The 22,065-nt window shown below is 71.2% G+C and carries 28 protein-coding genes, 1 tRNA gene and 1 pseudogene; 14 read left to right on the top strand and 16 right to left on the bottom strand.

Annotation, left to right across the window (positions count from 1 at the left end; genetic code table 11):
• Positions 1–89: 89 nt before the first annotated feature.
• From J2W20_RS07460 to J2W20_RS07445, 4 genes are all read right to left on the bottom strand, one after another.
• Entirely contained in the window at positions 90–422 is a 333-nt protein-coding gene (locus J2W20_RS07460; protein WP_307005833.1) for a hypothetical protein, read from the bottom strand.
• A gap of 66 nt (positions 423–488) precedes the next feature.
• Entirely contained in the window at positions 489–974 is a 486-nt protein-coding gene (gene ispF / locus J2W20_RS07455; RefSeq protein ID WP_307005832.1) for a 2-C-methyl-D-erythritol 2,4-cyclodiphosphate synthase, read from the bottom strand.
• 55 nt (positions 975–1,029) lie between these two features.
• Positions 1,030–1,797 (bottom strand): 2-C-methyl-D-erythritol 4-phosphate cytidylyltransferase, encoded by a 768-nt coding sequence (ispD, locus tag J2W20_RS07450; RefSeq protein ID WP_307005831.1) that lies wholly within the window; start codon positions 1,795–1,797, stop codon positions 1,030–1,032.
• Between the two features lie 102 nt (positions 1,798–1,899).
• On the bottom strand, positions 1,900–2,382 hold the full coding sequence (locus J2W20_RS07445; RefSeq protein WP_066495480.1) for a CarD family transcriptional regulator: 483 nt from the start codon (positions 2,380–2,382) through the stop codon (positions 1,900–1,902).
• 281 nt (positions 2,383–2,663) lie between these two features.
• Between J2W20_RS07445 and J2W20_RS07440 the strand changes: the two genes are divergently transcribed.
• Positions 2,664–3,269, top strand: a complete 606-nt coding sequence (locus J2W20_RS07440) for a hypothetical protein (RefSeq protein WP_307005829.1) — start codon at positions 2,664–2,666, stop codon at positions 3,267–3,269.
• Between the two features lie 222 nt (positions 3,270–3,491).
• Here J2W20_RS07440 and J2W20_RS07435 read toward each other — a convergent pair whose 3' ends face one another.
• The gene (locus J2W20_RS07435; RefSeq protein WP_307005828.1) at positions 3,492–4,172 is read right to left on the bottom strand and encodes a response regulator transcription factor; all 681 of its coding nucleotides are present in this window, start codon (positions 4,170–4,172) and stop codon (positions 3,492–3,494) included.
• The gene (locus tag J2W20_RS07430; RefSeq protein ID WP_307005827.1) at positions 4,169–5,350 is read right to left on the bottom strand and encodes a sensor histidine kinase; all 1,182 of its coding nucleotides are present in this window, start codon (positions 5,348–5,350) and stop codon (positions 4,169–4,171) included. Before J2W20_RS07430 ends, J2W20_RS07435 begins: the two co-directional genes overlap by 4 nt.
• A 173-nt stretch (positions 5,351–5,523) precedes the next feature.
• Between J2W20_RS07430 and phoU the strand changes: the two genes are divergently transcribed.
• On the top strand, positions 5,524–6,183 hold the full coding sequence (phoU, locus tag J2W20_RS07425; protein WP_307005826.1) for a phosphate signaling complex protein PhoU: 660 nt from the start codon (positions 5,524–5,526) through the stop codon (positions 6,181–6,183).
• 75 nt (positions 6,184–6,258) lie between these two features.
• On the opposite strand, the gene J2W20_RS07420 is transcribed toward phoU, so the two are convergent.
• The 4 genes from J2W20_RS07420 to J2W20_RS07405 all read right to left on the bottom strand — a co-directional run bounded on the left by J2W20_RS07420 (position 6,259) and on the right by J2W20_RS07405 (position 9,411).
• The gene (locus J2W20_RS07420) at positions 6,259–7,005 is read right to left on the bottom strand and encodes a phosphoglyceromutase (protein WP_307005825.1); all 747 of its coding nucleotides are present in this window, start codon (positions 7,003–7,005) and stop codon (positions 6,259–6,261) included.
• Complete coding sequence (locus J2W20_RS07415; protein WP_373457970.1) at positions 7,002–7,829, bottom strand: class I SAM-dependent methyltransferase; 828 nt, start codon at positions 7,827–7,829, stop codon at positions 7,002–7,004. Before J2W20_RS07415 ends, J2W20_RS07420 begins: the two co-directional genes overlap by 4 nt.
• A 79-nt stretch (positions 7,830–7,908) precedes the next feature.
• Positions 7,909–8,232 carry a DUF2516 family protein gene (locus J2W20_RS07410; protein WP_307005824.1) on the bottom strand — a complete coding sequence of 108 codons (324 nt, stop codon included), beginning with the start codon at positions 8,230–8,232 and terminating at the stop codon, positions 7,909–7,911.
• A gap of 9 nt (positions 8,233–8,241) precedes the next feature.
• Positions 8,242–9,411: a trans-sulfuration enzyme family protein gene (locus tag J2W20_RS07405; protein ID WP_307005823.1), complete on the bottom strand. Its 1,170-nt coding sequence runs from the start codon at positions 9,409–9,411 to the stop codon at positions 8,242–8,244.
• Positions 9,412–9,574: 163 nt separating this feature from the next.
• Here J2W20_RS07405 and tmk point away from each other — a divergent pair, with 163 nt between their 5' ends.
• Genes tmk through J2W20_RS07390 form a run of 3 tightly spaced genes read left to right on the top strand, consistent with a single transcriptional unit; the run spans position 9,575 to position 13,010 of the window.
• Complete coding sequence (tmk, locus tag J2W20_RS07400; RefSeq protein WP_307005859.1) at positions 9,575–10,237, top strand: dTMP kinase; 663 nt, start codon at positions 9,575–9,577, stop codon at positions 10,235–10,237.
• The gene (locus J2W20_RS07395) at positions 10,234–11,376 is read left to right on the top strand and encodes a DNA polymerase III subunit delta' (protein WP_307005822.1); all 1,143 of its coding nucleotides are present in this window, start codon (positions 10,234–10,236) and stop codon (positions 11,374–11,376) included. The genes tmk and J2W20_RS07395 overlap by 4 nt, the downstream gene beginning before the upstream one ends.
• A gap of 8 nt (positions 11,377–11,384) precedes the next feature.
• Complete coding sequence (locus J2W20_RS07390; protein ID WP_307005821.1) at positions 11,385–13,010, top strand: alpha/beta hydrolase; 1,626 nt, start codon at positions 11,385–11,387, stop codon at positions 13,008–13,010.
• Positions 13,011–13,035: 25 nt separating this feature from the next.
• Here J2W20_RS07390 and J2W20_RS07385 read toward each other — a convergent pair whose 3' ends face one another.
• Positions 13,036–13,752: an HAD-IA family hydrolase gene (locus J2W20_RS07385; protein ID WP_307005820.1), complete on the bottom strand. Its 717-nt coding sequence runs from the start codon at positions 13,750–13,752 to the stop codon at positions 13,036–13,038.
• 224 nt (positions 13,753–13,976) lie between these two features.
• Between J2W20_RS07385 and J2W20_RS07380 the strand changes: the two genes are divergently transcribed.
• A tRNA-Thr gene (locus tag J2W20_RS07380) sits at positions 13,977–14,049 on the top strand.
• A 74-nt stretch (positions 14,050–14,123) separates the two neighbouring features.
• Here J2W20_RS07380 and J2W20_RS07375 read toward each other — a convergent pair.
• On the bottom strand, positions 14,124–14,330 hold the full coding sequence (locus J2W20_RS07375) for a DUF4177 domain-containing protein (protein ID WP_307005818.1): 207 nt from the start codon (positions 14,328–14,330) through the stop codon (positions 14,124–14,126).
• Between the two features lie 226 nt (positions 14,331–14,556).
• Here J2W20_RS07375 and J2W20_RS07370 point away from each other — a divergent pair, with 226 nt between their 5' ends.
• The 7 genes from J2W20_RS07370 (at position 14,557) to J2W20_RS07340 (ending at position 20,028) form a co-directional block, all read left to right on the top strand.
• Positions 14,557–14,880, top strand: a complete 324-nt coding sequence (locus tag J2W20_RS07370; protein WP_307005817.1) for an EthD family reductase — start codon at positions 14,557–14,559, stop codon at positions 14,878–14,880.
• 333 nt (positions 14,881–15,213) lie between these two features.
• Entirely contained in the window at positions 15,214–15,951 is a 738-nt protein-coding gene (locus tag J2W20_RS07365) for a response regulator transcription factor (protein ID WP_307005815.1), read from the top strand.
• A gap of 449 nt (positions 15,952–16,400) precedes the next feature.
• Positions 16,401–16,673 (top strand): hypothetical protein, encoded by a 273-nt coding sequence (locus J2W20_RS07360; RefSeq protein ID WP_307005814.1) that lies wholly within the window; start codon positions 16,401–16,403, stop codon positions 16,671–16,673.
• A 283-nt stretch (positions 16,674–16,956) separates the two neighbouring features.
• Entirely contained in the window at positions 16,957–17,415 is a 459-nt protein-coding gene (locus J2W20_RS07355; protein ID WP_307005812.1) for a hypothetical protein, read from the top strand.
• A 369-nt stretch (positions 17,416–17,784) separates the two neighbouring features.
• Complete coding sequence (locus J2W20_RS07350; protein ID WP_307005811.1) at positions 17,785–18,291, top strand: hypothetical protein; 507 nt, start codon at positions 17,785–17,787, stop codon at positions 18,289–18,291.
• A 144-nt stretch (positions 18,292–18,435) separates the two neighbouring features.
• The gene (locus tag J2W20_RS07345; protein ID WP_307005810.1) at positions 18,436–19,077 is read left to right on the top strand and encodes a hypothetical protein; all 642 of its coding nucleotides are present in this window, start codon (positions 18,436–18,438) and stop codon (positions 19,075–19,077) included.
• A gap of 474 nt (positions 19,078–19,551) precedes the next feature.
• On the top strand, positions 19,552–20,028 hold the full coding sequence (locus tag J2W20_RS07340; RefSeq protein WP_307005808.1) for a hypothetical protein: 477 nt from the start codon (positions 19,552–19,554) through the stop codon (positions 20,026–20,028).
• Between the two features lie 58 nt (positions 20,029–20,086).
• On the opposite strand, the gene J2W20_RS07335 is transcribed toward J2W20_RS07340, so the two are convergent.
• The 3 genes from J2W20_RS07335 to J2W20_RS07325 form a co-directional block, all read right to left on the bottom strand.
• Positions 20,087–20,485: a YybH family protein gene (locus J2W20_RS07335; RefSeq protein WP_307005806.1), complete on the bottom strand. Its 399-nt coding sequence runs from the start codon at positions 20,483–20,485 to the stop codon at positions 20,087–20,089.
• A 66-nt stretch (positions 20,486–20,551) separates the two neighbouring features.
• Positions 20,552–21,211, bottom strand: a complete 660-nt coding sequence (locus tag J2W20_RS07330) for a cyclodeaminase/cyclohydrolase family protein (protein WP_307005805.1) — start codon at positions 21,209–21,211, stop codon at positions 20,552–20,554.
• Positions 21,212–21,213: 2 nt separating this feature from the next.
• Positions 21,214–21,699: a magnesium transporter CorA family protein gene (locus J2W20_RS07325; RefSeq protein WP_307005858.1), complete on the bottom strand. Its 486-nt coding sequence runs from the start codon at positions 21,697–21,699 to the stop codon at positions 21,214–21,216.
• Between J2W20_RS07325 and J2W20_RS07320 the strand changes: the two genes are divergently transcribed.
• A complete protein-coding gene (locus J2W20_RS07320) occupies positions 21,664–21,936 on the top strand; it encodes a hypothetical protein (RefSeq protein ID WP_307005803.1) in 273 nt (90 codons plus the stop codon). The two genes, J2W20_RS07325 and J2W20_RS07320, sit on opposite strands and share 36 nt — an antisense overlap.
• On the opposite strand, the pseudogene J2W20_RS19200 reads toward J2W20_RS07320, so the two are convergent.
• Positions 21,861–22,040 (bottom strand): annotated as a pseudogene (locus tag J2W20_RS19200) (magnesium transporter CorA); the annotation flags it as partial. The gene J2W20_RS07320 and the pseudogene J2W20_RS19200 sit on opposite strands and share 76 nt — an antisense overlap.
• Positions 22,041–22,065: the final 25 nt, after the last annotated feature.

Genomic DNA, 22,065 nt, shown 5'->3' with positions numbered 1-22,065 from the left:
ATACGGGTGGGCGGGCGGGACGACGGCGAGGTCCGCGACGACGGCGAGGGCCGCGACGACGGCGAGGGCCAGGCTGCCCGGCGCCCGGGTCAGCTGGGGCAGACCTTGCCGATGTTGTTGAGCGCGTCCGAGAACTGCTTCTGCTGTTCCGGCGTGGCCACGGCGGTCGACGAGTCGGCGACCTTCTTCTGCATGTCCGCCATGCCCTGGATGATGGTCCCGATCGAGGGGTCGACCTTCTTCGCCAGGTCCGCGTAGTGGTCGGCGATCTGCTTGGCCTGCTGGACCTGGTTGCCGGTGGGCTTGAACTGGTCGTTGCTGAGCAGCTTGCAGCTTTCCTGGACGCTGAGGCGGCCGTCTGCGCCGCAGGCGGTCAGCAGCATCGTGGCCGCGAGGGCGGTGGCGAGCAGGCCTCTCTTCATGCAGTGGCTCCCTGGGGATCGGCGACGCGCTGCGTCGCGGGCGGGTGGTCGGAACGGCCCACCAGTCTACCGGACGGCAGCGACGAGGGCGGTGGCGAGGGCTGCGACGCCCTCCCGGCGGCCGGTGAAGCCGAGGTGGTCGGTGGTCGCGGCGCTCACACTGACGGGCGCGCCGACGATCTCGGACAGGAGCGCCTCGGACTCTGCGCGGCGGGGCCCGAACTTGGGACGCTGCGCGACGAGCTGCACGGCGACGTTCCCGATCTCGTATCCGGCGTCCCGCACGATCCTCGCCGCCTCGCGCAGCAGCGTCGCCCCCGAGGCCCCGGCGTACTCGGGGCGATCCGTGCCGAAGTGGGTGCCCAGGTCGCCGAGGCCCGCGGCGGAGAACAGCGCGTTGGCCGCCGCGTGGGCCACCGCGTCCGCGTCCGAGTGGCCGGCGAGCCCGCGCTCGCCCTCCCACAGGAGCCCCCCGAGCCACAGCGGGCGGGGCGCATCCTCGGGCGCGAAGGCATGGACGTCGATGCCGATCCCGGTGCGGGGAAGGGTCATGGGGCTCTCCTGGGGTTCCGGGGGTCCGAGGGTGTTCCGGGGTTGTTTCTCGGGCTCAGCCCTGGGCAGCGACGAGGGTCTCCGCGACATGGAGGTCCATCGGGGTCGTGACCTTGAAGGCCTGCAGGTCGCCGGGGACCACGTAGACCGGGGTGCCGATCGACTCGAGGAGCATGGCGTCGTCCGTGATCGCGGCGGCCTGCTCCGGGTCCCACGTCGCGGCCAGCTCGTGGGCGCTGCGGAGCGCAGCGACGTCGAACCCCTGCGGCGTCTGCACGGCGCGCAGCTGCTCGCGCACCGCGGTGCCGGTCACGACCTCGGCCGCGACCGCGGCCGCCTCGCCCTCCGTCGGCGCGGTCGACTTGATGGTGTCCACCACCGGGATCGCGGGCACGACGGCGCCCGCTCCCCTCTCGAGCGCCTCGGCCACCCGGTGGAAGACCTCCGACGGCGTGAGCGGGCGCGCCGCGTCATGCACGAGCACGTGGACGGTGCCGGGGGCCAGGGCAGCGAGGGCCGCGCGGACGGAATCCGCACGCGTCTGCCCACCGGGCACCGCGGTGATCTCAGGGGCCAGCTCACCGAGTTCCTCGGCAAAGGTGCGGCACAGCTCCGTGAGCTCGGTGTCCCCTTCCGGGACCGCGACGCAGATCTGCCGGGCAATCCCGGCGCCGGCCGCCCCGCGGAGCGCGTGGAGGAGCAGCGGCGCGCCGGCGAGCGGAACGAGCGCCTTGGGGACGCCGTACCCGAGCCTCGTCCCCGAGCCCGCCGCCACGATCACGACAGCGGTCGGGGACGCAGGCTGGGGGGAGGCATCAGTCATGGGCTCCAGCCTAGACGAACGGCCCGGGACGCCCGGAAACGCGCGAAGGCCCCGGCATACGCCGGGGCCTTCGCGGACATCCTTGCCTCTTGAGGGCCTGCCTCAGGAGGCGAGGACCTCGTCCAGGACTGTCGCAGCCTGCTCCTCGTCCGTCTTCTCGGCGAGCGCGAGCTCGGAGATGAGGATCTGGCGGGCCTTGGCCAGCATGCGCTTCTCTCCCGCGGAGAGTCCGCGGTCCTGATCCCGGCGCCAGAGGTCACGCACGACCTCTGCCACCTTGATCACGTCGCCGGAGGCCAGCTTCTCGAGGTTCGCCTTGTAGCGGCGGGACCAGTTGGTCGGCTCCTCGGTGAACTCGGCACGGAGGACATCGAACACGTGCTCGAGGCCTTCCTTGCCCACGACATCGCGGACCCCGACAAGGTCCACATTCTCGGCCGGTACTTCAATCGTCAGGTCACCCTGAGCCACTTTGAGCTTGAGATACATCTTCTCTTCGCCCTTGATCGTGCGCATCTTGATCTCTTCGATCTTGGCTGCACCGTGGTGGGGGTAAACAACCGTCTCGCCAACCTCAAAAACCATGTGGACATTCCCCTTTCCCGCAGACTAGTCTACCACGTTCCCCCTCCGGACCGGGCCCCCGGTCGCCCCGCGAAGCCCGGAATCACGCGGAAGTGGAGCCCTTCCGGTACCCCTAGGGGGGTTGACCCAGCGCGAAAAGCATGCTTCACGTCCGCGTCGCGCGCGTGCCGCGTGCGGTCAACAAGGGCGGGGTGGGGCAGTCGCGCCGAATCTACAGAACGTCGAAATTGGCGATACGCTAGGGGCGACCAGACACCTCACACCCTCTTCAGGAGCCAGCTGTGCGTTTTTCTGCAACGAAGCCGGCCAAGCGCGTCGCTGTCCTCGCCGCGCTGGGCGTCGGCCTGCTGACCGCCACGGGCTGCGGCTACATCAACGCCCAGCAGACCACCCACGTGTACTCCGCCTCGGACGGCGTCCGGGCGGACGTCGGCTCGCTGCAGCTGCGCAACATGCTCATCGTCTCCGCTGACAGCGCGGCCACCTCCTCCGCCTCCGCGGGCACCGCCGGCGGCCCCGGCCGCCTCGTCGGCACGGTCTTCAACCCGACCGAGCAGGACATGACCCTCACGTTCAAGGATGGCTCCTCGACCGTGCGCATCGACGTCCCGAAGAAGGGCGAGGTCCAGCTGGCCAAACCCGGCAGCAACGTGTCCCTCTCGCACGCGGGCGGCATCCCCGGCGCGCTCGCGAAGGTCTCGTTCACGGCCGGCAGCACGAGCCAGGACGTCCAGGTCCCGATCGTGGACGGCACCCTGTCCGAGTACCGCCAGTACATCCCGAGCCCGTCCGGGTCCGCCTCGGCCACCCCGTCTGGCTCGGCCACGGGACCCGCCACGGCGCCCGCGAGCCCCTCGGAGTCCGCCTCGGCCACTCCGAGCCGCTGACCCCACCGCCCCACCGGGCGCCGCCACGCGTCGCCTGACGCAGCCGCGGACGACGCCGGCCGCTCACCCCGCGCGGGGTGGGCGGCCGGCGTCGTCCGTCTGGGGGTCACTTCCTGAGAGTCACCTTCTGTGAGTCACATGAGGTGACCTCCAGGAGGTGACCCACAGGAGGTGACCTTCAGAAGGTGCCCCCCTCCAGAAAGCACCGGGGGCGAGCGGAACTCAGGGCTCGAACTTGTAGCCCAGTCCGCGCACGGTGACGAGGTGGCGCGGGTTCGAGGGGTCGGGCTCGATCTTGCTCCGCAGGCGCTTCACGTGCACGTCGAGAGTCTTGGTGTCGCCCACGTAGTCCGATCCCCACACCCGGTCGATGAGCTGCCCCCGGGTGAGGACGCGGCCCGAGTTCCGCAGGAGCATCTCGAGCAGCTCGAACTCCTTCAGCGGCAGGGACACCTGCTCGCCGTCGACGCTCACCACGTGCCGGTCCACGTCCATGCGCACGGGGCCGGCCTGCACGGTCGAGGAGATGAGCTCCTCCGGCTCGCCGTGGCGGCGCAGGACCGCCCGCACCCGCGCCACGAGCTCGCGCGAGGAGTAGGGCTTGGTCACGTAGTCGTCGGCGCCGAGCTCCAGGCCCACCACCTTGTCGATCTCGGAGTCCTTCGCGGTCAGCATGATCACGGGGACGCCCGAGCGGGCGCGGAGCTGCCTGCACACCTCCGTCCCGGGGATTCCGGGAAGCTGGAGGTCGAGGAGCACGAGATCGGCCCCGTTGCGGTCGAACTCGGCCAGGGCGTCGTTCCCGTTGTCGACGACCTCGACCTCGTAGCCCTCCTTCGCCAGAAGGAATGAGAGGGGGTCGCTGAACGACTCCTCGTCCTCGACGATCATGATCCTGCTCAAGCCATCGCTCCTTGCTCCGGCGGCCGGCTGGCCGCGCTCTGGTCTTCCGTGCCGCCCTCCATGTCCGGCAGGCGCACCGTGAAGGTCGAGCCCTTCCCGGGCTGCGACCACACGGTCACCTCGCCGCCATGGTTCTCCACGACGTGCTTGACGATGCTCAGGCCGAGGCCCGTCCCGCCTGTCTGCCGCGAGCGGGCCGCGTCCGCGCGGTAGAACCGCTCGAAGACGCGCTCCTGGTCCTCGGGCGCCATGCCGATCCCCTGATCCGTGACGGACACGGACACGAGGCCGTCGCGGTGCCGGAGGCCGATCCCCACCGTGGTGTTCCCCGGGGAGTACCGCACGGCGTTGTCGATGAGGTTGCGGAAGGCGTTCGTCAGCAGGTCCGGGTCGCCGAAGACCTGGGCGTCGACGCGGCCGCCCACCCGGACCTCGATGTCCTTGGCCTCGGCAGCGAGGCGGGAGCGGTCGACGGCGTCGGCGACCACCTCGTTGATGTCCACGGCCTTGCCCTGGTGCACCACGTCGGCACCCTGGAGGCGGGAGAGCTCGATGATGTCCTGCACGAGCGCGGCCAGCCGGCTGGCCTCCTTGTGCATGCGCGCTGCGAAGCGGCGGACGGCGTCCTCGTCGTCGGGGCTTGCCTCGAGCGCCTCGGCCAGCAGCGAGATGGCGCCCACGGGCGTCTTGAGCTCGTGGGAGACGTTGGCCACGAAGTCGTTGCGGATGCGCTCCGTGCGGGTGATCTCGGTCCTGTCGTCGGCGAGCAGCAGGATGTACTCGTCGCCGAGCACGGCGGCGCGCACGTTGACGATGATGGTGCCCTGGCCCAGCGGTCCGCGCGGCAGCTCGAGCTGCTTCTCGAGGATCACCCCGTTCCCGCGGACCTTCGCGGTCATCTGCAGCAGCTCGCGGTGCACGACCGTGTGGCCGCGGACGAGCCCGTAGGCGTAGGCGGCAGGGCTCGCGCGGACCACGCCGTCGACCGCGTCGACCACGACGAAGGCCTGGCCGAGCACCGAGAGGACGTCCGCGGCGCCCTCGGGGAAGCTCGGCTCCGCGGCCGGCCCCTCGAGGAGCTGGCGCTGGCGCTGGCTCGCGCTGAAGGCGAGCACGCCGAAGGCGCCGAAGGACAGGCCGATCAGGGCCGCCACGATGCCGACGACGAGAGGGTCCACGCTCCTTAGCTTAGGCCGCGACCCACCGTGGGCGGACCGCCCTGGTGGCTGGCGGGGGCCGGTTCAACTAACGTTCACCTCAAGGCGGCGAACTGTTCATGGACCGCTGGAAGTGTGACGAGTCGGAGCGCCCACCGGGGCTCTGCCTCGTCGAGCCGTGAAAGGACGCCACCGTGCGAAAGGTATTCCAGGAGGAGTTGCAGAAGGTCCACGAGGACCTCGTCGAGATCTCGCGCCTCGTGGCCACCGCGCTCGACCGGGCCGTCGAGTCGCTCACGAACGCCGACGTCGAGCTCGCCCAGGAGGTCATCGCCGCCGACGCGCGGATCGACTTCCTGCAGACCGCCCTCGATGAGAAGGCGATCGAGATCCTCGCCCTCCAGGGCCCCGTCGCGTCCGACCTGCGCATCATCGTGGGCTCCCTGCGGATGAGCGCGTCCCTCGAGCGCATGGGCGACCTCGCCCGCCACGTGGCCCAGCTGACCCGCCTCCGCTACCCCGAGAAGGCCACCCCCGAGTCCCTCGCAGGCACGTTCGCCCGGATGGCCGAGCTGGATGCGGAGATCATCAACGAGGTCACCGCCCTGCTCGAGGACCACGACCTCACCCGCACGAGCCGCATCCAGGCCGCGAACGCCGAGCTCGACGAGCTGCATGCGGGCATCTTCCGCGCCATCGCCGACCAGACGTGGACCGGCTCGCCGTCGGTGGCCGTCGACGTCGCGCTCCTGAGCCGCTACTTCGAGCGGTTCGCCGACCACGGCGTGTCCGTGAGCCGGAAGGTCTCCTACCTCGTCACGGGCGAGTGGGACGGGGACAACACCTCGAACTGAGCCGAGTACGACGCCGGCCGCCCACCTCGCGCGAGATGGGCGGCCGGCGTCGTACTCGGGTCTACCTGCGGGACCCTACTTGCGGCCCTGGTTCTTGACGGCCTCGATCGAGGCGGCGGCCGCCTCCGGGTCGAGGTAGGTGCCGCCGACGGTGACGGGCTTGAAGTCCTCGTCCAGCTCGTAGACGAGCGGGATGCCGGTGGGAATGTTGAGGCCGGCGATGTCCTCGTCGCTGATGCCGTCGAGGTGCTTCACGAGCGCACGCAGCGAGTTGCCGTGGGCCGTCACGAGGACCACCTTGCCCTCCCTGAGGTCTGCCTTGATCTCGGACTCCCAGTAGGGCAGGAGCCGCTCGAGGACGTCCTTGAGGCACTCGGTGCGCGGGATGTCGTCGCCGAGGTCGGCGTAGCGGGGGTCGCCCACCTGCGAGAACTCCGAGTCGTCCGCGAGGGGCGGCGGCGGGGTGTCGTAGGAGCGGCGCCAGACCATGAACTGCTCCTCGCCGAACTCCGCGAGGGTCTGGGCCTTGTCCTTGCCCTGCAGCGCGCCGTAGTGGCGCTCGTTGAGGCGCCAGGAGCGCTTGACGTCGATCCAGCCGCGGTCCGCGACGTCCAGGGCGATGTTCGCGGTGTTGATCGCGCGCTTGAGCCGGGACGTGTAGAGGATGTCCGGCAGCAGGCCCTTGTCGGCGAGCATCTGCCCGCCGCGGCGCGCCTCCTCGCGGCCCTGGTCGTTGAGGTCCACATCCACCCAGCCGGTGAACAGGTTCTTGGCGTTCCACTCGCTGTGCCCATGGCGCAGCAGGATGAGCGTGTAGGTCATGGGGCCATGCTATCGGGCGCGACCGCGGCCCACGCGACCGTTACTTCGCCGAGCCGCCACCTGCTGGGGCCGTGGAGCACCGGCCATCCGGAGGCCTTCACGGCCCGGCACATGGCGAGCCACCGCTGCCGCACGCCGAACGGGGCGAGCGGCGCGGCGGCGAGCCACGCGGCGTCGAGCGCGGCGAGGAAGGCGTGCACGCGCTCCCCCGGCACGTTGCGGTGGATGAGGGCCTTGGGCAGGCGCTCGGCGACGTCGGAGGGCCGCTCGAAGGAACCGAAGCGGACGGCGAGGGAGAGCGCGCGGGGGCCAGCGGCGTCGAGCGTCACCCAGGCGGCGCGGCGGCCGATCTCGTCGCACGTGCCCTCGACGAAGATGCCGCCCGGGGCCAGGCGCGAGCGGACGAGGTCCCAGATGTCCGGGACGTCGCGCTCCTCGTACTGGCGCAGGACGTTGAAGGCGCGCACGAGCGCCAGCTGGCCGTCCACGGGGAGCTCGAAGCCGCCCACCCGGAAGTCGAGGCCCTCGCGCTCGAGCGGCTTGGCGGCCGCGACCCGGCCCGGCTCGATCTCGATGCCGGTCAGGCGCAGGTCCGGGCGCACCTCGCGCAGCCGGAGGAAGAGCTCGACGGCGGTGATGGGAGAGGCCCCGTAGCCGAGGTCCACGGCGTGCGGGGCCAGCGGGTGCAGCAGGAGCCGGCGCGCCTGGGTCCCGGTGATCCACCGGTCGACGCGGCGCATGCGGTTGGGGTTGGTGGTGCCCCGGGTCACGTTGCCGACGACGCCGCCGCGCACCACCCGCACGGGCCTCGCCTTCTGCACCACGGACGCCAGCCTAGCCGTCCGCGCCGGTCCTGCGGGGTGACCCCGCGGTCCCCCGGGGTGACGTCGCGGTCCGGGAAGGTCAGCGGTGGGCGACCGCCGGGCGGACGTCGGCGAGGTAGACGCCGGCCGCGGTCACCGCGGCGATGTTGAACAGCCCGTAGCCGCCGAACCCGAAGATGAAGCCGCTGCCCTGGGGCAGGGTGACCCCGAGCACGGTCACGAAGGCCGCCGCGCCGGTGACGCCGAGCCAGAAGCCCTTGGTGCGCTTCATGCGCGCCTCGAACATGGGCGCCTTCCGGATCAGGCAGTCCACGAACGCCCAGACCGCGACGGCAGCACAGATCAGCCCGGTGACGTAGAACGAGGCGAACTGGATCCAGAGGATGAGGAATTTGCCGTCCACGCGATCAGCCTACCGTCCGGAGTCGAGCGCCTGGCGGAGGTCGTCCCACAGGTCCTCGACATTCTCGATCCCCACGCTGAGCCGCACGAGCCCGTCCGGCACCGTCTCCGGCTCCGCGAGGTGGCGGCGACGACGCTCGATGGTCGACTCGACGCCGCCCAGGCTCGTGGCCGGCAGCCACAGCGCGACCCGGCCCACGAACGCGTCGGCGGCCTCGGCGCCGTCGAGCTCGATGCTGATGACCGAGCCGAAGCCGGCCAGCTGGGCGGCGGCGCGGTCGTGCCCGGGGTCCGAGGGCAGCCCGGGGTAGCGCACGCGGGAGACGGCAGGGTGGGCGTCGAGCCGGCGCGCGAGCTCGCCCGCGGTGGCCTGCGAGCGCTCGACGCGCAGGGTCAGGGTGCGCAGGCCCCGCAGCCCGAGCCAGGCCTCGACCGGGCCGGCGATCGCCCCGTGCAGGGTGCGGTGCTGATGCAGGCGGGCGCGCAGCTGCTCGTCCGCCGTCACGGTGACGCCGAGGAGCACGTCGGAGTGCCCGGCCAGGTACTTGGTCGCGGAGTGGACCACGACGTCCGCGCCGACGCCGAGGGGCTTCTGCCCGAGGGGGGTGGAGAACGTGTTGTCGACGACCACGAGCACGCCCGCGGCGTGCGCGGCGGCGACGAGGGCCGGGAGGTCGGCGACCTCCATCATGGGGTTCGTGGGGCTCTCGACCCACAGCACGTCGGCACCGTCCAGCGCCGCGACCGTGGCGCCCGTGTCCTCGATGTCGACCTCGAGGAGCGTCAGCTCGCCGCGCTCCGCCTTGAGCTGGGCGAGGCCGAGGGTGCCCGAGTAGGAGTGCCGGGGCGCCACGAGGACGCCGCCCACGGGGACCAGGCTGAGGGCCGCGGCCACGGCGCCCATCCCCGAGCTGAACAGCAGCGCAGGCAGCGGGGAGCCCTCAAGCTTGGCCACCGCGTCCTCGAACGGCTCCCACGTGGGGTTGGAGAACCGCGCGTACCCGCGGGCGCCCTCGCCCACCCCGCCGAGGCCCACGAACGTCGAGGAGAGCACGATCTCCGGGTTCACCGGGGAGTCCGTGCCGCGCTGGGGCCGGCCCGCGGCGACGGCCAGGGTCTCCGGGGCCAGGGCTGCCAGGGCTGCGTCGTCGAGGTGCGGGTACGCGGGGTCGGCTGTCATGCGTCCCAATCTAGGACACGGTGAGCCCGGACACGGCGAGCGGTATCCACAGGGGCCCGGGGCCTTTGCGGCGACGGGCGCATCCACCGGTAACCTAGAAGCGGTGATCTCCCCCGTCGTCCCCCAGTCCAGCCCCCAGCCCAGAGTTCCGCACGGCTCAGGCCTGCGCTCCGCCGCGGGGCTCTTCGTGGCGTTCGAGGGCGGCGACGGCGCGGGCAAGTCGACCCAGGCCCGGCTCCTCGCCGAGGCCCTCCGCGCCGAGGGGCACGAGGTGCTCCTGACCCGCGAGCCGGGCGGGACGGAGATCGGCGAGAAGCTGCGCGGCCTCGTGCTCGAGCACGGCCACGGCGAGATCGATCCGCGCACCGAGGCACTCATCTTCGCCGCGGCCCGCGCCGCCCACGTGGCCCAGTCAATCCGCCCCACCCTGGAGCGGGGCGCCGTGGTGATCACGGACCGGTACATCGGTTCCTCGGTGGTCTACCAGGGCGTGGCGCGCGGGCTCGGCCCCGAGGAAGTGCGCGGGCTCAACGAATGGGCCACGGAGGGCCTCTGGCCGGACGTGACCGTGGTGCTCGATGTGGACGAGGGCGAGGGCCGGGCCCGCCGCACCGCAGGGCGGGGCGAGGAGGACCGGCTCGAGTCCGAGTCCGACGACTTCCACCGCAGCGTGCGCAGGGCCTTCCTCGACCTCGCCGCCGCCTATCCGGAGGCCTACCTCGTGCTGGACGCGGCCCGGGCGCCCGAGGACCTCGCGGCGGACGTGCTCGGGCGCGTCCGGGCAGCGCTCAGCGCGCCCGCGGCGGCCGGCGGGGCGCCCGCATGAGCGTCTGGGACGAGCTGCGCGGCCAGGCCCCCGTGGTCGAGCAGCTGCGCCGCGCCGCCGCCGGCGACGGGCTCACCCACGCGTGGCTGTTCACCGGCCCCCCGGGCTCAGGCCGCTCGACGGCGGCCAAGGCCTTCGCGGCCGCCCTCAACTGCGAGGCCGACGACGTCATGGCGCGCGGCTGCGGGCAGTGCCCCGGCTGCCAGGCGGTCCTCGCCGAGACCCATCCCGACGTCGAGTTCGTGCGGACCGAGAAGGTGACGATCACGATCGACGAGGCCCGCGAGATGGTCGCCAAGGCCGGCGACCGCCCGCAGACCGGCCGCTACCGGGTGATCGTGGTCGAGGACGCCGACCGCATGGCCGAACGCACCACCAACGTGCTCCTCAAGGCCATCGAGGAGCCCACCCCGCGCACGGTGTGGATGCTGTGCGCCCCCTCCCCCGCCGACGTGCTCGTGACCATCCGCTCGCGCTGCCGCCCGGTGGGCCTGCGCCTGCCGCCGGTGCAGGACGTCGCCGCGCTGCTCGTGGAGCGCGACGGCGCCGACGCGCACCTCGCGCTCGAGGCGGCCCGGGCGGCCCAGAGCCACATCGGGATCGCCCGACGGCTCGCCAATGACCCCACAGCGCGGCAGCGGCGCACCGACACCGTGCGCGCGCCGCTGGCGCTCGCCACCGTCTCCCAGGCCGTGGCCCTCGCCGAACAGCTCGTGAAGATCGCCACCGAAGAAGCGAACGCGTCCAATGACGAGCGCGATGCCGCGGAGCGGGCCCGGCTGCTCGAGACCCTCGGGGTGGCCGAGGGCGACAAGCTGCCGCCCTCGCTGCGCGCGCAGGTCCGCCAGCTCGAGGAGGACCAGAAGCGCCGGGCCAAGCGTTCGGTGACGGACTCCCTGGACCGCACCCTCACCGACCTGCTCTCGTTCTACCGGGACGTGCTGATGGTCCAGCTCGACGGCGGCCTCGAGCCGGTCAACGCCGAGCTGGCCGAGGACATCCGGGCGTTCGCCGCGCAGTCCACGCCCGAGGCCACCCTGGCCCGCATGGACGCCATCAACACCACCCGTCAACGCATCACCACCACGAACGTCGCCCCGCTGCTCGCGGTCGAGGCGATGGCCGTTGCCCTGATCTGAGGAGACCCGTGACGTTCCCTGCTTCCCCGCGCCCCGCCGGCTCCCGCCCGGGCCCCAGCGCCGCCGCAGCCCGCCTGCGGACGGTGCGGGGCGGCGTCGTGCGCGAGAGGCCGCGGCACGCCAGCGCCGCGGCAGCGCTGGCCGCGATCGTGACGGCCCTCCTGGTCCTCACCGGCTGCACCCCGTCCGCGGGCGGCTCGCAGCCTGGCAGCGATCCCGCCGCCACCCAGGGCGCCCCCGCGGGCCTGGAGAAGTTCTACACGCAGAACGCGCAGTGGAGCCCGTGCGAGGGCGGCAAGTTCGACTGCACCACCGTCAAGGTGCCGGTCGACTACGCCAACCCGGGCGGCGACACCGCCGACCTCGCGCTCATCCGCCTCAACGGGCGCAACGCCAAGGGGAGCCTCCTGGTCAACCCCGGCGGTCCGGGCGGGTCCGGGTACGACATGGTCAAGGACTCGGCCCAGACCATGTTCTCCGCGAAGCTCCTCGACTCCTACAACGTGATCGGCTTCGATCCGCGCGGCGTCAAGCGCTCGGCACCGGTGACGTGCGTGAGCGACCAGGAGCGGGACGCGCTGCGGGAGTTCACCGCCGACCCCGGCACCGACGCCGGCCTCGCGGCGACATTCGCGGAGCAGAAGAAGCTCATCGACGCGTGCGAGGCGCACAGCGGGCCCATGCTCGCCCACACCGACACCGTCAGCGCGGCCAAGGACATGGACATCATCCGGGCTGCGGCCTCCCGGCAGGTGCAGCTCGACTACCTCGGCTACTCCTACGGCACGTTCCTAGGCTCGACCTACGCGACCCTGTTCCCGGACCGCGTGGGCCGCATGGTGCTCGACGGCGCGCTGGACCCCTCGCTCGACAACCACGAGATCACGCGCGGCCAGGCGCGGGGCTTCGAGGCCGCCGTGCACGCGTACGTGCGCTCGTGCCTCACGCAGTCCGACTGCCCGCTCTCCGGGTCGGAGGACGCCGGGGTGGCGAAGATCCAGGCCCTGCTCGCGACCGTGCGGCAGAGCCCGCTGCACACCAACAGCGGCCGCACCATCAACGCCACGGACTTCGTCAACGGCTTCATCCTGCCGCTGTACAACGACAAGAACTGGCCGGCCCTGACCCAGGCGCTCGTGGGCGCGTTCAAGGGCGACGGCAGCGGCATGCTCCGGCTCGCGGACATCGCCGCGGACCGCGAGCAGGACGGGAGCTACAGCTCCAACAGCAACTTCGCCTTCATGGCGTACAACTGCCTCGACTACTCCACGGACGCCTCCCCCGCCGCAATGCGCGCCGAGGCGGCCCAGCTCAAGCAGGACTCGCCGACGCTCGGGGAGTTCTTCGCCTACGGCGGGGTCAACTGCCGCGACTGGCCGTACAAGCCTGTCCGCACCCCCGCCCCCGCGCACTACACGGGGCAGAGCCCGATCCTCGTGGTGGGCACGACCGGCGACCCGGCGACCCCGTACGAGTGGGCCGGGAACCTCCGCAAGCAGCTCGGCAACGCTGCCCTCCTGACGTGGAAGGGCGAGGGGCACACCGCCTACGGGCGCGGCTCGACCTGCGTGGACAACGCTGTGGACTCCTACCTCGTGGACCGGAAGGCGCCCACCGACGGCACCCGCTGCTGACCGGACGGCTCAGCGCCGGGCCGGCTCAGCGCTGGGCCGGCTCGTCGGGCCAGAGCAGCCCGGGCAGGTCCGCGATCGAGGGCACGACGGCGTCGGCTCCGGCGGCGCGCAGCTCGCCGGCGGTCTGCGCTCCCGTGAGGACGCCGACCGCGCCGCCCGCGCCCGCCCGCCGGCCCGAGACGATGTCGGCCTCGGTGTCGCCGACCACGACGACGTCGCGGACGTCCTCGACATCGAGTGCCAGGACCGCCGTGAGGACCATGTCCGGATAGGGGCGGCCGCGGCCGGCGTCCTCGGAGCAGAGTGAGAGGTCGGCCAGGCCCATCCAGCCGAGCGCCTCGAGGACGCTGTTCTGGGTGTGGCGCCCGAACCCGGTCGCGAAGCACACCTTGACGCCGCGCTCCCGCAGCAGGTGCACGGTCTCCTCGGCCCCCGGGACGGCCGCCACGGCCCCGGCCGCGATCATCGCGTCGTACGCGTCCGAGAAGGCGCGCGAGGCCGCCCGGGCGGTGCCGCCGTCGTCCGTGAAGACGCGGGAGAAGAGCTCCGCGCGGTCCAGGCCTGCGCTGCGGCGGGACTGCGCGAGCGCGTCCGCGAGCCGCTGCCCCTCCACTCCGCACGCGTGCAGCACCTGTTCGACTGCGTGTTCGGCGGCCCCGCCGTCCGTCACGGTGGTGCCGTTCATGTCCAGCACGGCAAGGCGTGGCGTGCGCTCGGGAGCCGGCCGCAGGTGCAGCGTCACGGATGGGACCTCGTTCCTCTTGCCGGCACTCCTCCTGGCCGGGGTCTGCCGAGCATCCCAGCCGCCGCGGTCAGGCGCCTGAACGCGCCGGGTACGCTCGGTGAACAGCTTCCGGGCGCGCGGGCCAGAACGCCGCTGGCAGCCCGCGGCCCGTTTTGACCCCGGCCGAGGCGCTCGACTACAGTTGTCTCTCGGTGGTTCGACGAACGGCGGACCGCTGGAACGCCTCCTTAGCTCAGACGGTAGAGCGTCTCACTCGTAATGAGAAGGTCAGCAGTTCGATCCTGCTAGGAGGCTCAGATAGCCCCTTCTGGTCTGCGGAAACGCAGACAGGAGGGGCTTCTTCGCGTTCAACGGCCCCTCCCTGCCGGCTAGGCGAGGCTCTCGAACACCATCGTCGCCTGGATGCGGTCACCGCCCCCGAAGCCCTTGCTGCCGCTGCTGGCAGTGGTGATGGTGTGGAGCCGGTAGCCCTTGGCGGCCTGGTTGTTGATGACCTTCTCGAGCTCGGTCAGGTTCCCCGACCCGGTCCCCCAGAGCTTCTCCTTCAGGATCACCTGCAAGACGACGTACTGCATGACACGGTCCCCTTCCGCTGCTTCGCCAGTCGCCCGCCATGCTACCGGGGCGGGAGACCCGGCGGCAGGCCCCGCGACCGCCCTCAGAAGCGCGATGCGGCTGCGCACGGCATACGCACAACTGCGTATTCACCTTCCCGGAGTGCGGCGGGACCATGGTCCTACGGGGACCGCCGGGGGCCGCGCTCGGACATCCCGAGCCGGAAGACGCACGGAAGGCACTCGCATGCACAAGCTGCTCGTCCTCTACCCGGAGCCTGCAGACCGGCAGGCCTTCGCCGATTACTACGAGTCGACCCATCTGCCGCTCATCGCCAAGATCCCAGGCATCCTCGGCTACAGGTACTCCCTCGACGTCTCCCCCGGCCCGGACGGAGCGCCATACTTCGCCGTGTTCGAGTGCGACTTCGCCAATATCGACGTCTTCCGACAGGCGATGGCCTCACCGGAAGGACAGGCGGTCGGTGCTGATGTGCCGAACTACGCCACGGGCGGTGCAGTCCTGCTCGACTACTCAGTCGCGGAAGGGAGTGCTGCTCGGACCGGCTGACGCAGGCCTCTCCCTACCGGTGACGGCTTGGCCTCCCCGGCGTCCGCCGCCCTGCTCACCTTCGCCCCCGCGCCGGGACGGTGCGCTTTGGCAAGGCCCGCGACGATGATTCGCGGCCCAGTCACAGCTCCGAGACTGCGGGTTCGGTTGTCCGCGGCCTCAGAGGCGCCAACCGGACGTCAAGTCTCAGTAAGGTGCCCCCATCCGCGTCCGCCACCGGCGCCTCGCCCGGCGTGGGTCCTCGGTCAGGACGATGCGCCCTTGTGCCCCTTCGACCCTATTTCTACCCTCATGCGCGTCCGATCATCCATCAAGGATCCGGGGAGGCGCGCGATGGAGCCAGATGCGAAGCTGGCGGGAGAGCTCCTGGAGCTCTGCGGCAGAGGCGAATACCTGCGCGCAGCCAGCGAGCTGCTGCTCGAGCTCTTCCCCGGCGAGAACGTGGCGTGGAACGTGCTCGATGTCCAGGCACCCAGCGCCGAGGTCCGCCCGTACCCCGATCGCCCGTACCCGGATGTGTCACAGATCCTGCTGGACGTGTGGGAGGACCACCCTTTGGTCCGCAGTTACGTCGGCGACGGCGGCGCCGGGGTCTGGCAGCCGCGGCGGCTCAGCGACCTCGTCACGGACCGGCAGCTCTACCGCACCCGCGCCTACAAGGAGGGCCTCGAGCCCCTCGGGTCGAACCGTCAGCTTGCCTTCTTGGTCGCGAGGCCCTCGAGGTTCAGTATCCGCGGGTGGGCGATGAACCGGGCAGGAGTCGACTTCACCGACCACGAGATGGACGTCGCACGGCGCATCCAACCGGTGCTGAGGCTGGTCGACGCGGCCTTTTCCGGAGGCTTCGGGGACCGTCCGGGAAACTCCGCCGCGTGCGAAGAATTGACTGCGCGGGAGCTGGAGATCCTGGAGCTCGTCTCCAAGGGGCTCACCAGCGGGGCCGCAGCCCATCTGCTCGGAATCAGCCCGCGGACGGTGGCGAAGCACTTGGAGCACGCCTACGCGAAGCTCGGCTGCACGAACCGGGTCGATGCCCTCAGGACGCTGCGCGAGGGGCGCCAGCCGACCTGATGGGCCGGCGCCCAAGATCCGGGGGCGGCAGACCCCGGCGCATACGCACAACTGCGTATTCTCCCCCGGTTGTGGCTTCGGTGAAACTGATGCCACCGGGCGGCGCTCCCGAGCGGAGGGCGGCCCGGTGACGCGCGCAGACTGCGCCCACGGGCGGCACCCACCGCCCGCCCATCTGCCTTTCCGCCGCCGCCTTGCCCATTTGAGGAGAGAATCATGTCCGTAAGACCACCCGCCGGCTCTCGCCCCTCGCCGCGGTCGCGGCCGTCCTTCTCGTCGCACAGCCTGCCTCGGCTGCTGTGTCCAGACCGCCCACCATTCAGGAATGGAGCGCTACCATCGCTGCTGGCAATGGGTGCTCCTTCCCCCTTGAGATCACCGGCACCAACGGCAAGCTCACAGTGATCACCTTCAAGACCGGAGACGTCTTCCAAGTCGGGAAGGGAGTCGTGCTCACCTATCGCAATCTGACGAACGGGAAGACCTACGCTGTGAACACCGCAGGCTCGGTCGACCGCTTCGTGCAGAACGCCGACGGCACCCAGACCGTCTACCTCTCAGGTCACAACGGGTACGTCTACTTCAACACTGACGCAACCGGCCCCCGGGTGATCCAGTACACCGGCCGACTCGTCGTCACCACCGACGCCAGCGGCCAGAACACGCTCTCTGTCGTCTCGCAGTCCGGGCAGTCGGTCAACGTCTGCGCCGCCCTCGCTTAAGCTGGCTGCAGACTCCGAGGACGGTGCCGCAGCCAGCGAGGAGGGCATCCAGGCGTGGACGCCCTCCTCGCTGGCCCTGGTTTCTCGCCTCGAGGGCGATGAGAGAATCCGATCGCTCTGTGCCCGCGCGGCGCGGCCGAGGAGCACACCGTCGACGTCGAGTGCCGCCAACAGGTCGTGGCCCGGCGGCCAAGTCTGCGACTGGGATGTCCCGTATACATTGCACATCGCCGCTGACACACTGGGAGCGATCCTCGACTACCACTCACCATGGAGGTTGGACATGGACGAGGACGCCGGCGCCCGCAGTGAGCTGTCCGCCCGGATTGAGGAGCGGCGGGGAACGATCCGGGATTTCCTCCGCCGTGCCCGTCCGCGACGGAGCCGCCTGACCAATATCAGCATTGTCGGCAGTTCCCTGGCCGCAGCCTTCACCGTTGGTCCCGCGGCCGGAGGAAGCAGGTTCACCGATGCGGTGAAGAACCTGTTCGCGCTTCCCGACGACTCCATTGTCTGGCGTGTCCTCTGCCTGGCTGCGGTCCTGCTCTCGGTCGCCGCCGCCGTAGCGACCAACCTGGCCAACTCAGCCAACGTCGCCTCCCAGGTGAGCGCGGCAGAGGCATGCCTTGGAGAGCTGGAGGGACTGCAGCTCTCCCTGTCGCTCGGGAACGTGCCCCTTGACGACGTGATCCAGGCCTACCGCCAGTCGATCACCAAGGTCTCATTCCTCACCGGTTCCTGAAGGGTCCCAGTGGTCGTCGGGCGGGGCCGGGATACCGCGCGGCCTCCCGGAATCGGCAGCGGCTACTCCTCGACGAGGATCACCATGGTCTCAGCCAGCACGCCGTCATACTCCATGGCCTCGGCAGCTGCCCGGGCGGCCATGACGGCATCCATGTCGGCGACATCCATCAGCACCGCCACCTGCGTCTCGAAGGGGGCCGGCGGTCCACAGGCCCGGTGCGCAGGAGGCTACCGTCGGATCCGCACCCCGCAGAAGGGCATTCATGCCCGTCATCTCGCTCGGTCCGGGGCTGCCGGGCATAGCCGTTGCCAGCCGGCGCTGCTCCTCCTCCTTCACTGCGGGAGGTCGGAGGAATATGCTCCCGCCATGGGGGTCATCCGGAGGATGAACAGGGGCTGGGGCTCAGCAACGCTGGCCATATCCGTAGCGATCGTTCTCACGGGCTGCACCACGGCGGCCGGCCTCCAGGCAGCGCCCGGCGGTGCGGGCCGGATCAGCACGGCGTCCCCGGCCTCGCCCGCCGTCGCAGAGCATGAGCTCTACAACCTGGCCACCGATCTCTTCTTCGTCCACCTGCCCCCGGGGTCGACCAGGACCGCTCAGAAGTGCACCCCGGCGCTCGATGACCCGCGCGGCGGCGGCCGCTGCACGGTCGACTTCACCAGCGCGCTGACACCCCAGACCGTCTCGGACTACTTCACGCGGAGCGCCGCACTCAACGGCTGGACGGCCGAGCAGAAGGGCGGGGACGGCAGCACGTTGTCGTGGTCCACGACCTATCGCAGCGGCAGCCGTGCCCACGCTGTGCTGACCCCGCTCGACCCACAGAGGGCATCCCCGCCGTACGCCTATGAACTCGCCGCGTCCGTCTGATCGAGGGCAAGGGCCCCGGCGAAACCGCCGTCGCCCAGCAGAGGATGGCCCGGGCTCCATCCCGAGGATCGAGGCGAACCGGTTCGTGCGGACCTGCCGGGAGCGCTCGCCGAGGTCAAGGCGACGGATCGCTAGGCTGTGAGCGTGCCGCCGATCCCCAGCCCAAGTCCGCTGGACGTAGTAGTCCACACGGACCCTGCCCCGTGGTGGCAGACGCTGGCGCCCTATGCTCCCCTGCTCGCGGCCATCATTGCGGCGTGGATCGCGTGGCAGACCCTCAAGGAGCGGAGCCGGGCAGACAATCAGGCCGAGTGGTGGCGACGGGCGCAGTGGGCCATTGACTCCTCCCTTTCAAGCGACCCTGACCAGGCGGAAATGGGCCAGAAGGCCATCGAGGTGCTCGGCCGCAGCAAGCTGGCCGCCGAGGAGGAGCTCGAGCTCCTCAAGGTCGCCACGGCCGACCCCCTCGAGGTCTTCGAAGCGGAGTCGGCGCTGGGCGGCGTCGATACCGGATCCCGGGTGGTGGACGGAGCCGCGGGGCGCCCGGACAATGACGGGGAAGGCGAGATGACCGCACAGGCATCGAGGAGAGTGACGACGAGCATGACGGAGAAGGCGCCGGTCCCCAAGTCCGACGGCGCCGCCCCGGTGCGGCGCCGGTCCTCCAGTAGCCGCGACCGCCGCGTCCAGATCGCCGCGGCGAAGGCCCGGGTCACCCTGGACAGGCGGCTGCGCGTCGATACCCCCAAGTGGATCATCGACCTCGCCAACGAGAAGGCCAGCTGAGGGCGACCGGTGCCTGGCGACGCCGGCGCCCGTGCGCCCAGAAGGCGCCCGACCGGCCAATGGCCCTGATGGGCCGGGCGCCAGTCGGACGCCCCCCGGCGCACGCACGCGATCGACACAGCAGGGGTCGGACGTCGCACGCTGCCACCGTTCTACCAGAGCGGACCCGCCCGCGACAGGGCTGCCCCCGCGAACGCACCGGGCTCGAAACGCCCGCCGTCCTGCAGTAGCCCGGACGGGCGCCCCCGGACAGCTCCCGGCACAGAAATGGAGGGGCCCCAGCTGCCGGGGCCCCTCCACGGGGTGCGGATTACCAATCCGCGATGAGGATCCTTGATCGGGAGAGGAAGCTCAACCGCACTCCTACCCGGCACCTCCCCCAGTGAAACGCCGCAGCCGGTTGCGGGCTCTCTGTTCACCGCGCACCGGCCCCGGCTCCCGCGCGCGTCCTCGCTGCGCACATAGGATCCGGGCGTGAGCACGCCCCAGCACCGCAGCTCGGCCCTCCACGCGCTCGGCCTCGACGCCGCGTGGCTCGCCGCCCGCATCGAAGAAAGCCCGGTCCTCCTCGACCTCACCGACGGCATGCCCCGCTTCGAACGCGCCGTCCCCCGCAGCGGCCCCGAGCAGTTCGCCGTCATCCTCTTCGACCCGGCCGACGGGACGCGTCTGATCGTGGAGGTGCAGGCTGGCGACGCCGACACCGACCAGCTCGCCCGGGCGCTCGACCTCTGGACGACGGAACGCAACCGCCTGCCGGTGGCCCACCGGGTGGTGCTCGCTGCTGAGCACGTCCCCGACGACGTCGCGCGCGCCGCTGCGCTGGCCAGTGCCTCCGCCCCGGTCGAGCTCCTCGAACTCCTTGCCGAGCGGACCGGCAAGATCGTCACGGTGCACGGGGAGCCCCTCCCCCTCCCCGGCGCGGACGGCCCCGTCGCGCCAGCCTCCTGACCCACCGGCGGGGGCGTTGCTGCCCGACCCCATCAGGGGCGCCGGTTCTCGGGCAGCGCTAGTCCGTCACCGTGTCCGCGTGGCGGTGGGCGACCTTCCAGACTCCGCCCTCGCGCCGGTAGACCTGGGTCGCGCGCAGCGTGTAGGTGCGCGGCTCTCCGTCGACCGACACTGAAGTGTGCTCCAGCCCCACGGTGTAGGCCGCGTCTCCCACCACGTCGTACACCTGGAGCTCGAATTCGTAGGCCGTGCAGTCCGAGAAGCTCTGCTCGAGGAAGCCGAACACCTCCTCGACCTCGCGGTGTCCGTACGCGTTCCGCCATGCGCCCAGGATGCTGACGGGCTCATCGCTGGCCCAGATGGCCCTGCGGGGACCGGCGTCGCCGTTGTGCAGGGCCACCTCCGCGTCACGCAGGGTGGTCCTGACCCAGGTGAGGAAGTCCTCCAGGTCGGTCACTCCGTCACGGTACGTCCGCGGCCGTCACCGTGGCAACGGCGCGGCCAGGGAGTGCTCCGCGGACGGTCAGACGGTGCCCGTGGGGGCCGCGCGCCCGTCGACGTCGGCGGTCAGGCTGTCGATGCGGGCGATCGCGCGCTCAAGCTGTTCGACGCTCTCCCACAGATCCGGGTGCAGGTCCCGGACCTCCTCGAGGCTCTTCCCGGCCGACCGCAGCGATGCCAGATCGAAGCTGACATTCGTGCGGGCACCGGCCACGGCGGCCCGGAGCGCGCCGAAGGCGACCACGACGTCGGCGATGAGGGCGCGGTTGCCGTTGGCCGCCAGCCACGCCAGGTCATCGATCGCCCCGACGGCGTGCTCGCCGAGGACGGCGGACGCCTTGGCGGCGTCGACGCACGCCCGGTGGATGGCCTCGTCCCGCTGGGGACCCGGCTTCATGCGGAAGGCAGCGCCGAAGGCGCGCGAGGCCGCGGCATCCTCGTCGGCCAGCCGGAGGGCGGTCCCGCGGAGGGACTGCGCCCTCTCCCGCAGGCCGTCCACTTCAGCGCGGCGCGGCCCGTCCGCTTCGGTGTAGCCGGCGACCATGGACGTCAGGGAGGCCGCGACCGCGAGCATGACGCCGGTTCCGGCACCGCCGCCGGGCGAGCCGGTCGACTGCGCGAGGGCGTCGGTCCAGGCCTCGACCGTCGAGGAGCGGGTGGTGGCAGTCTGGCGTTCGTCCACGATCAGATCCATTCCTTGCGGCGGAAGAGGATGTACAGCCCGACGCCGCCGCCGACGATCATGCTCAGCGACAGGACGAGCCCGAGGGTGCTCTGGAATCCGAGGAAGGGCACGTTCTGCCCGAAGAACCCGGTGACGGCGGTGGGGACAGCGATGATCGCGGCCCAGCTCGTGAGCTTCTTCATGACGAGGTTCATCCGGTTGCCCTGGATGCTGATGTGGGTCTCGAGGATGCTGCTGACCATGTCCCGCAGCGACTCGGTCCAGTCGGAGGCCCGCAGGACGTGGTCGTAGACGTCCTGGAAGAACGGCTGCATTGCCGGGTCTGCGATCTCGAGGTCCCGGCGCAGGACCGTGTTGAGGACCTCGCGCATCGGGAGGACGACCCTGCGGAGCCGCACGAGGGCCTTGCGGAGCTCGAACGAGCGCCGCTGCAGGTCGTGGTCCGAGGAATGGTCGTCGAAGAGCGCGTCCTCGAGGTCCTCGATGCGCTCGTCAAGCTCCTGGACGACGTCGAAATGGCCGTCGACGAGCAGGTCGATGAGCCCCAGAGCAGGAAGGCCACCCCGTGGCCCGCGACGTCAGTTTCCCGGTCCCAGCGCTCCATGAGCTGCTCGGGCGAGAAGCCCGGCCCGTGCACGGTCACGAGGGCACGCCGGGTGATGAACGCCTTGACCTCGTTCACGGCCAGGTCACTGCCCTCGGGTGCGAGCGAGGCCTCATAGGCGGCCAGGAACAGGTGCGTGCGGTAGCGGTCGAGCTTGGGACGCTGGTGGTCATGGAGCGCGTCCTCGACGGCGAGGCGGTGGAGTCCGAGGATCGTCTCCATAGCGCCGAGGTCGTCATCGCTGGGC

Source organism: Sinomonas atrocyanea, assembly GCF_030812675.1.
Taxonomy (GTDB): domain Bacteria; phylum Actinomycetota; class Actinomycetes; order Actinomycetales; family Micrococcaceae; genus Sinomonas; species Sinomonas atrocyanea_B.
Note: the sequence above shows the minus strand (reverse complement) of the source record. Positions and strands in the feature narration are given on the sequence as shown.

What these genes read in the sequence shown, in the direction of transcription:
- J2W20_RS07355 (WP_307005812.1), top strand. Translation starts at nt 16,957, where the DNA reads ATGGACGAGGACGCCGGCGCCCGCAGTGAGCTGTCCGCCCGGATTGAG.
- ispD (WP_307005831.1), bottom strand. Translation starts at nt 1,797, where the DNA reads ATGACTGATGCCTCCCCCCAGCCTGCGTCCCCGACCGCTGTCGTGATC.
- J2W20_RS07460 (WP_307005833.1), bottom strand. Translation starts at nt 422, where the DNA reads ATGAAGAGAGGCCTGCTCGCCACCGCCCTCGCGGCCACGATGCTGCTG.
- J2W20_RS07370 (WP_307005817.1), top strand. Translation starts at nt 14,557, where the DNA reads ATGCACAAGCTGCTCGTCCTCTACCCGGAGCCTGCAGACCGGCAGGCC.
- J2W20_RS07375 (WP_307005818.1), bottom strand. Translation starts at nt 14,330, where the DNA reads ATGCAGTACGTCGTCTTGCAGGTGATCCTGAAGGAGAAGCTCTGGGGG.
- J2W20_RS07365 (WP_307005815.1), top strand. Translation starts at nt 15,214, where the DNA reads ATGGAGCCAGATGCGAAGCTGGCGGGAGAGCTCCTGGAGCTCTGCGGC.
- J2W20_RS07395 (WP_307005822.1), top strand. Translation starts at nt 10,234, where the DNA reads ATGAGCGTCTGGGACGAGCTGCGCGGCCAGGCCCCCGTGGTCGAGCAG.
- J2W20_RS07445 (WP_066495480.1), bottom strand. Translation starts at nt 2,382, where the DNA reads ATGGTTTTTGAGGTTGGCGAGACGGTTGTTTACCCCCACCACGGTGCA.
- J2W20_RS07405 (WP_307005823.1), bottom strand. Translation starts at nt 9,411, where the DNA reads ATGACAGCCGACCCCGCGTACCCGCACCTCGACGACGCAGCCCTGGCA.
- ispF (WP_307005832.1), bottom strand. Translation starts at nt 974, where the DNA reads ATGACCCTTCCCCGCACCGGGATCGGCATCGACGTCCATGCCTTCGCG.
- J2W20_RS07350 (WP_307005811.1), top strand. Translation starts at nt 17,785, where the DNA reads ATGGGGGTCATCCGGAGGATGAACAGGGGCTGGGGCTCAGCAACGCTG.
- J2W20_RS07420 (WP_307005825.1), bottom strand. Translation starts at nt 7,005, where the DNA reads ATGACCTACACGCTCATCCTGCTGCGCCATGGGCACAGCGAGTGGAAC.
- J2W20_RS07320 (WP_307005803.1), top strand. Translation starts at nt 21,664, where the DNA reads ATGGTCGTCGAAGAGCGCGTCCTCGAGGTCCTCGATGCGCTCGTCAAG.